The 7,646-nt window shown below is 77.3% G+C and carries 8 protein-coding genes; 6 read left to right on the top strand and 2 right to left on the bottom strand.

Features of this window, described 5'->3' with window-relative positions:
- Window positions 1-256 precede the first annotated feature (256 nt).
- Window positions 257-964, top strand: coding sequence for a GAF and ANTAR domain-containing protein (locus NT8_RS25990; RefSeq protein WP_067975088.1), 708 nt, complete (start codon window positions 257-259; stop codon window positions 962-964).
- 24 nt (window positions 965-988) lie between these two features.
- Here the strand turns inward: NT8_RS25990 and NT8_RS25985 are convergent, their stop codons facing one another.
- On the bottom strand, window positions 989-1,591 hold the full coding sequence (locus NT8_RS25985; RefSeq protein ID WP_067975082.1) for a TetR/AcrR family transcriptional regulator: 603 nt from the start codon (window positions 1,589-1,591) through the stop codon (window positions 989-991).
- Between the two features lie 78 nt (window positions 1,592-1,669).
- Between NT8_RS25985 and NT8_RS25980 the strand changes: the two genes are divergently transcribed.
- Both NT8_RS25980 and NT8_RS25975 read left to right on the top strand, forming a co-directional pair.
- Window positions 1,670-2,077 carry a nuclear transport factor 2 family protein gene (locus tag NT8_RS25980; RefSeq protein WP_067975079.1) on the top strand — a complete coding sequence of 136 codons (408 nt, stop codon included), beginning with the start codon at window positions 1,670-1,672 and terminating at the stop codon, window positions 2,075-2,077.
- On the top strand, window positions 2,074-2,289 hold the full coding sequence (locus NT8_RS25975) for a heavy-metal-associated domain-containing protein (RefSeq protein WP_067975075.1): 216 nt from the start codon (window positions 2,074-2,076) through the stop codon (window positions 2,287-2,289). The genes NT8_RS25980 and NT8_RS25975 overlap by 4 nt, the downstream gene beginning before the upstream one ends.
- Window positions 2,290-2,344: 55 nt before the next feature.
- Here NT8_RS25975 and NT8_RS25970 read toward each other — a convergent pair whose 3' ends face one another.
- A complete protein-coding gene (locus NT8_RS25970; protein ID WP_157515980.1) occupies window positions 2,345-2,740 on the bottom strand; it encodes a hypothetical protein in 396 nt (131 codons plus the stop codon).
- 341 nt (window positions 2,741-3,081) lie between these two features.
- Here NT8_RS25970 and NT8_RS25965 point away from each other — a divergent pair, with 341 nt between their 5' ends.
- The 3 genes from NT8_RS25965 to NT8_RS25955 form a co-directional block, all read left to right on the top strand.
- Window positions 3,082-5,907, top strand: coding sequence for an FAD-binding and (Fe-S)-binding domain-containing protein (locus NT8_RS25965; RefSeq protein WP_067975069.1), 2,826 nt, complete (start codon window positions 3,082-3,084; stop codon window positions 5,905-5,907).
- Window positions 5,908-6,022: 115 nt separating this feature from the next.
- On the top strand, window positions 6,023-6,640 hold the full coding sequence (locus NT8_RS25960) for a hypothetical protein (protein ID WP_067975066.1): 618 nt from the start codon (window positions 6,023-6,025) through the stop codon (window positions 6,638-6,640).
- Between the two features lie 125 nt (window positions 6,641-6,765).
- Window positions 6,766-7,646 (top strand): hypothetical protein (locus NT8_RS25955; protein WP_067975064.1); only part of this gene is annotated, 881 nt, incomplete at its 3' end.

Raw genomic sequence — 7,646 nt, 5'->3', positions numbered from 1 at the left:
GGCGGGCGCCCGCCTCCGACCCGCCGGAGCACCCACCGGGGAGCCGCCCGAGGAGCCGCCCGTTGTCCGGGGCGCCCGTTGTCCGGGGCGGCCGACCGGCCTCCCGGGCGCGGCCGGTACCGCCCCCCGCCCACCGGCCGAACCGCCGCCGACGGGCGCGGTTCGGCGGCGCCGCGCGGGGCAGGCGCGCACCCCATGGCCCGGCGCCCGACGGAGCGGTGCCGGGCGACGGCACCACCGGAGGAGGACGTCGACGATGAGCGGCGGCACGGAGGAATCCGCGCGGGTCCTGGCCGAGATGGCGCGCGGACTGGCCGAGGCCGACTCGGTCGAGCAGACCCTGGAGGGCATCACGGCGCTCGCCGTGCGCGAGATCGACGGCGCCGAGTACGCCGGGGTGATGCTCGTCCGCAAGGGCGGCGTCATCACCACCGAGGCCGCCACCGCCCCGGTGGTCGAGCAGGTCGACGCCGTCCAGCACCGGCTCGGGCAGGGGCCGTGCCTGTCGGCCGTCTGGGTGCGCGACGTCTTCTCCATCGACGACATGGCCGAGGAGCGCCGCTGGCCCAAGTTCACCGCGCGGGTGCGCAAGTACGGCATCGAGAGCATGCTGTCGTTCCAGCTGTTCACCCCGAACGACACCCTGGGCGGACTCAACCTCTACGCGTCCCGGCCGCACGCGTTCGACGCCCGCGCGCACGAGGTCGGCGCCGTCCTGACCGCGCACGCGTCGGTGGCGCTCGCGGGCGCCCGGCGCGCCTCCCACCTGCGCGAGGGCATGCGCACCCGCCAGCGCATCGGGGAGGCGACCGGCATCCTCATGGAGCGCTACGGCCTCTCCGACCAGCAGGCGTTCCTCCTGCTGTCCAAGGCGTCGCAGCGGTACAACACCAAGCTGCGCGACCTCGCCGACCACCTCGTCCGCACCGGCACCCTTCCCGACCCGCCGCCCGAGAAGCAGTGACCCGTCCGCCCCCGGCCGACCGCGTCACCCCGCGCGGTCCGGGCGGTCGGGGGCGAGCAGCCGGAGCAGGGAGGTGCGGAGGGCGTCGGCGGCCGCCGGGGCGGACAGGCGGCCCGCCGCCGACTCCGTGCCCGCCGTGTGCGCGAGGGCGATGACCGCGGCGACCTGCCAGTCGACGGGGAGCCGGCCGTCGAACTCCCCGGACCGCCGTCCGCGCCGGACGACCCGGCCGATCCTGTCGGTGACGGGCCGGTGGCGGTCGTATTCGGCGTCGGGGGTGGTCGGCAGCGCGGCGGCCGCGCGGACCAGCCCCGGGCGGCGGGCGGCCGCGCGGGCGGCGGCGTCGAGCAGGCGGACCAGCGCCTCCGCGGCCGGGCCGGTGCCGGGGTCGGCGGCGTCCATGGCGGCCGCCGTCTCCTCGGTGGCGCGGTCGACGGCCGCGCGCACCAGGTGCTCGCGGCCCGGGAAGTGGGCGTAGACGGTCTGCCGCGTGACGCCCGCGGCGGCGGCGACCGCCTCGACCCCGGCGTCCGGATCGCCGTCGATGACCCGTACGGCGGCGTCGATGATCGCCGCCCTGCTCCGCTGCGCGTCGGCGCGGCGGTTGCGTGCCTGGGAAGAGGTCATCTCGTACACCTTGTCAGAGTTGTCTCGGGGTATATATCTTACAGCGAGTAAGAGTTAACGCCTACGACGGGAGGGCCTGTGCCCCCGTTCACCGCCGACCCCGCGCGCTTCCTCACCGGCTTCCTCTCCTCCTTCACAGCGGACCTGCTGGTGGACGACGCGGACCCGGCCGAGGTCGTCGACCGCTACCACACGCCCGACGTCGTCCAGGTCGCCGACGGCCACCGGATGGACCGCGAGCGCCTCATCGCCCACACCCGGCCCGTACGGAGGAACCGGCCCGAGGGCCGGGTGGAGGTGCACGACGCCGCCGTCGACGGTGACCTCCTCACCGCCCGCTACACGCTGCGCGTCGAACAGCGGGGGCGGCGGCTCGCCCTGGACGTGTACTTCTTCGGCCGGTTCACCCCCGACGGCCGGCTGCGCCGGGCGCACATGCTCACCCGCTCCCTGCCCGCCGACGGCGACGCGGGGGAGGCGCGATGAGCACGCGCGCCTTCACCGTGGAGGGCATGGCCTGCGGGCACTGCGCGGAGGCCGTCGGCGCCGGGCTGCGCGCGATCGCCGGCGTCACCCGCGTCGCGGTGGACGTCGACAGCGGGCGGATCGAGGTGAGCGCCGACCGCGAGGTGGCGGCGGCGGAGGTGCGCGCCGCCGTCGAGGAGGCGGGGTACGCCCTCGCCGAGCCGCAGCCCTGACCCGGCGCGCGCTCCGGCGCGCGAGCGGGGCCGAGCGGGCGGCGGCGCGGCCGGGTCAGCGGACGCGGTTGCGGGCGACGGCGCGGGCGGCCTCCTCGGCGCTGGCGAAGACCTCGGTGCCCACCTGGGGAAGGTCGACCACCTCCTCCGCCGCCCCGCTCACGCGCACGAACCCGTAGCCGATGCGGGGATCGGCCACGGCCGCGCGCCACTTCCCGGGGTACACGTCGCTCGGCACCGCCTCACCCACCACGACCCCGGTCTCCGGGTCGACCAGCGACACCACGCCCGACTCGGCGTCGCGGAACTTCAGCACCAGCCCGCCGCCGCCCGCGAGCCGCCGGCCCTTCGGCCCGCGCCGGCCGCGCAGCAGCACGTAGGCGGCGGCGCCCGCGAAGGCGGCGGCGAGGACCGCGGTCCCGATGGCGGTGTTCCGGACCCGTGGGCGCATGGCGGCCCTCCCGTCGTCGCGGGCGGACGGGACCGCCCGCACCGCCCCGACGATCCCGCGCCGCACGGCGTCCGGCAAGCCCGCGCCCGCCGCCGTGGCCGCCTCCGGCCACACCGGGCCACCCCCGGGCGCCGGCGCATCGGGGCGGCCGCCCCGGGGAACACGCGGCGTGTTCCCCGGGGCCGCCATGATCAACGGGGACACCGCGCGGGCATACTGGGTGCCCGGTCCGGCCGCGCCGTGCCCCGCCCGGACGGACCCACCGGCCCCGAGGTCCGCCCGACCGCGCGGCCGAACCACCGGCACGGCCGCCCGCCGCGCCTCGACGAACGAAGGCCGCCATGAGCATCGCCCCGCCCGGGCCGCGCCGCCTGGCCCCGCCCGACCCCGCCGTCCTGGCGGCGATCGAGGCCACCGCCCCCGGCACCACCCGCGCCCGCGCGAGCGACCGCCTCGGCATGGCGCACGACGCCTCCCACTACCTGCTCACCCCGCAGGCCGTCGTCGTCCCCGAGGACACCGGCCAGGTCGCCGCCCTCATGCGCGTCGCCGCCGAGCAGCGCGTCCCGCTGACCTTCCGCTCCGGGGGTACCAGCCTCAGCGGGCAGGGCGTCGGCGAGCACCTCCTGGTCGACACGCGGCGGCACTTCCGCGCCGTCGAGGTCCTCGACGGCGGCGCCCGCGTCCGCGTGCAGCCCGGGGCGGTCCTCCGCCAGGTCAACGCCCGGCTCGCCCCCCACGGCACCAAGCTCGGCCCCGACCCGGCCAGCGAGTCCGCGTGCACCATCGGCGGCGTCGTCGCCAACAACTCCAGCGGCATGACCTGCGGGGTACACGCCAACACCTACCGCACCCTGGAGTCGATGGTGCTGGTGCTGGCCGGCGGCACCGTCATCGACACGGCCGCACCCGACGCCGACGCGCGGCTGCGCGCCCGCGAACCCGAACTGGCCCGGGGGCTGGAGCGGCTGCGCGACCGGATCCGCGGCGACGCCGCGTCGGTGCGCCGCATCCGCGCCCAGTTCGCCCTCAAGAACACCATGGGCTACGGGCTCAACAGCTTCCTCGACCACACCTCGCCCGCGCAGATCCTCGCCCACCTCGTCATCGGCAGCGAGGGCACCCTCGGCTTCGTCGCCGAGGCCGTCCTGCGCACGGTGCCGGCGCACCGGCTCGCCGCCACCGGCCTGGTCGTGTTCCCCACCCTGCACGAGGCCATGGCCGCGATGCCCGAGATCACCGCGACCCGCCCCGACGCCGTCGAACTCCTCGACGCCGAGTCGCTGCGCGTCGCCCGGCAGGACGCGCGCGCCGACGCCGACCTGCGGGCCCTGGCGGTCGCCGACCACGCCGCGCTGCTGGTGGAGTGGCAGGAGTCCGATCCCGACCTGCTGGACGAGCGGGTGCGCGCGGCCGAGGACGCCTTCGCCGGGCTGCCCCTGACCGCGCCCGCCCGCCTCAGCCGCGCGGCCGCCGACCGGGCCGCGCTGTGGCACATCCGCAAGGGCCTGTACGCCTCCGTCGCCGGCGCCCGGCCCAGCGGCACCACGGCCCTGCTGGAGGACGTCGCCGTCCCGGTGCCGGCGCTCGCCGACCTCTGCGCCGACCTGCGCGACCTGTTCACCCGCTACCGCTACGAGCGCAGCGTCGTCTTCGGCCATGCCAAGGACGGCAACCTGCACTTCATGCTCAACGAGGACTTCGGCGCGGGCGACCGCACCCGCCGCTACGCCGAATTCACCGAGGAGATGGTCGACGCCGTCCTCGGCCGCGGCGGCACCCTCAAGGCCGAGCACGGAACGGGGCGCGTCATGGCCCCGTTCGTCCGCCGCCAGTACGGCGACGAGCTGTACGAGGTCATGCGCGAGGTCAAGCGGCTCTGCGACCCGGCGGGGCTGCTCAACCCCGGCGTCGTGCTGACCGACGACCCCGAGGCGCACCTGCGCGGACTCAAGCCCGTCACCACCGTCGAACCCGAGGTCGACCGGTGCGTCGAGTGCGGGTACTGCGAACCCGTCTGCCCCAGCCGCGACCTCACCACCACCCCGCGCCAGCGCATCGTGCTGCGCCGCGAACTCGCCGCCGCCGAGGCGCGCGGCGACCACGGCCTGGTCCGCGAACTGGAACGCGAGTACGGCTACGACGCCGTCGACACCTGCGCCGTGGACGGCATGTGCGCCACCGCCTGCCCGGTCCTCATCAACACCGGCGACCTCACCAAGCGGCTGCGCGCCGAGCGCAACGGGCGCGTGGCCCGGGCGGGGTGGCGCACGGCCGCCCGGCACTGGGGCGCCGTCACCCGGGCCGGCGACCTCGCCCTCGACACGGCCGCCGCCGTGCCGCCGGCCGTGCCCGAGGCGGCGACCCGGGCCGCCCGCGCCGTCGGCGGCGCCGACACCGTCCCCCGGTGGACCCGCGACCTGCCGCGGGGCGGCCGCCCGCGCCGGCCCGACCCGGTGGCGGACGCCGACGCCGTGTACGTACCGTCCTGCCTGAGCACCCTGTTCGCGCCCGCCGACGGCGGCCCGGGCGTGCTGGACGCCGTGCGGCGGCTCGCCGACCGGGCGGGGCTGCGGCTGCACGTGCCGACCGGCATCGGCGACCTGTGCTGCGGCACCCCGTGGTCGTCCAAAGGGCTCACCGGCGGGTACGACGCCATGGGCGCTCGGGTGCGCGACGCCCTCACCGCCGCGACGGACGGCGGGCGCGTCCCGGTCGTCAGCGACGCGGCGTCCTGCACCGAGGGCTTCGAACGGCTCACCGCGGCGGCGTCCCCGGCCGTGACCGTGGTCGACGCGGTCGCGTTCGTCGCCGACCACGTCCTGCCCCGCCTGCCCGAGGGCCGCCGACTGCCCTCCCTGGCCCTGCACCCCACCTGCTCGTCGGTCCGCCTCGGCCTGGACGCGGCGATCGCCCGCGTCGCCGCCGCCGTCGCCGAGGAGGTCGTCGTCCCGGAGGGCTGGCAGTGCTGCGCCTTCGCGGGCGACCGCGGCATGCTCCACCCCGAGCTGACGGCGTCGGCCACCCGCGCCGAGGCCGCGTCGGTCACCTCGCGCGACTTCACCGCCCACGCCTCGGTCAACCGCACCTGCGAGATCGGCCTCACCCGCGCCACCGGCCGCCCCTACCACCACCTCCTCGAACTCCTCGCCCAGGTCACGGGGTAGCGGGGGCGTATCCGCCGGGCCCGCCCGAGGAACCCGCGCGGCCGGATGCGGCGGAGGCCTTCCGCCGGGGCGCCGCGTCGTCTTGGCTGGGGGTGGGCGAGCGGGGGAGGGCGCGATGTTCATCGGGGGCGGGGTGCCGCGGCGGGAGCTGGGGTACGGGACGGCGGCGGCCGTCGGGGTGCCGGTGGCCACCGCCGGCATCCTCGCCGGGTGCCTGGCGCTGGCGGCGTACGGGCCGGGGCCGGGGATGGCGTGGACCGCGCTCGGGGCGCTCGCCGCGTTCGGGCTGCTCGGCTGGTGCTTCCTCAACGAGGTGATCACCTTCGTCCCGGCCGCCCTCACGCTGTGGGCGCTCGGCGCACTGCTCAGCGCATTCCCGGCCGCCGTCCTGGAGGACCGCGGCCGCGAGGCGGACTGCGCGGTCCTCGCCGAGGACCTGCGCGAGGAGGCGACCACGACCACCGGCGCCGACGGCTTCACCCACACCACGTACACCACGTACCACGACTACCGGCTGGACTGCCCCGGCGGCGGGCCGTCCCACCTGTCCACCACCGACGACGCGGCGGACGCGGGCGGTGTCCTGCGGGTCGCCTACGACCCGACGGGCCGGGTCGACCCGCGCCCCGCGACGGACGCCGGCGCCCACGAGCTGCGCCTGCCGCTCATCCTGCTGTCCGCCGCCGTCGTGATCGGTGTCGGGCGGACGCTGCTGTACGGCGTCGACGGCTAGCGCGCCTTGAAGGCACGGCGCCCCGGGCGGGTGCCGCTGGGGCCGGCGCGTCCCGCCCACCGGCGTCCCTCCGAATGGCCGTTTCCTGCAAGACGCGGGGAGGGGCGGCCGGTCAGAGTGGGGGTATGACCGTCGACCTCTCCGCCGCCGCCGCGTTCATGGCCACGCATGCGCGGGTGCTGGACCGGCGCCGTTTCGAACTGCTCACCGCGCCCGCCGGGCGGGCCGACCCCAGGGGGGTGCTCGGCGCCCTCGACGGGTACCGGAACCCCGACGGCGGGTACGGCTGGGGGCTCGAACCCGACCTCCGGTCGCCGGAGAGCCAGCCCGGTGCCGCGCTGCACGCCTTCGAGGCGCTGGCCGACATCGCCCCCGCCGCCGACCCGCGCTCCGTCCAGGTCTGCGACTGGCTGGAGTCGGTGACCCTGCCGGACGGCGGCGTGCCGTTCGCGCTGCCGCAGACCGTCGCCGCCGGTACCGCCCCCTGGTGGCGCGACGCCGACACCGGCGCGTCGTCGCTGCAGATCACCGCCGTCACGGCGGCCACCGCGTGGCGGGTCGCCGCCCACGACCCGGCCGTCGCCGGGCACCCGTGGCTGGAGCGCGCCACCCGGTACTGCCTCGACGCGATCGCGGCGCTCGACCAGGCGCCCCCCGCCCACATCCTCGCGTTCTCGGTGCAGCTCCTGGACGCCGTGGACGACGTCCACCCCGAGGCCGCCGGGCTGCTGAAGCGCCTCGCCGCGTACATCCCCGCCGACGGCCGGGTGCACGTCGAAGGCGGCACGGCCGAGGAGGCGATGCGCCCTCTCGACTTCGCCCCCGATCCCGGCCGCCCGGCCCGGGAGCTGTTCGCGCCGGAGGTGGTCGAGGCCGACCTCGACCGCCTGGCCGCCCTCCAGCAGGACGACGGCGGCTGGACCGTCGACTACGCCGTCATCTCACCGGTCGGCGCCCTGGAGTGGCGGGGTCACGCCACGGTCCGCGCCGTCGACCTGCTCCGCCG

It is taken from the genome of Nocardiopsis trehalosi NBRC 14201 (genome assembly GCF_001552555.1).
Lineage (GTDB): Bacteria > Actinomycetota > Actinomycetes > Streptosporangiales > Streptosporangiaceae > Nocardiopsis_B > Nocardiopsis_B trehalosi.
This window is presented reverse-complemented; position numbering and strand designations above follow the sequence as displayed.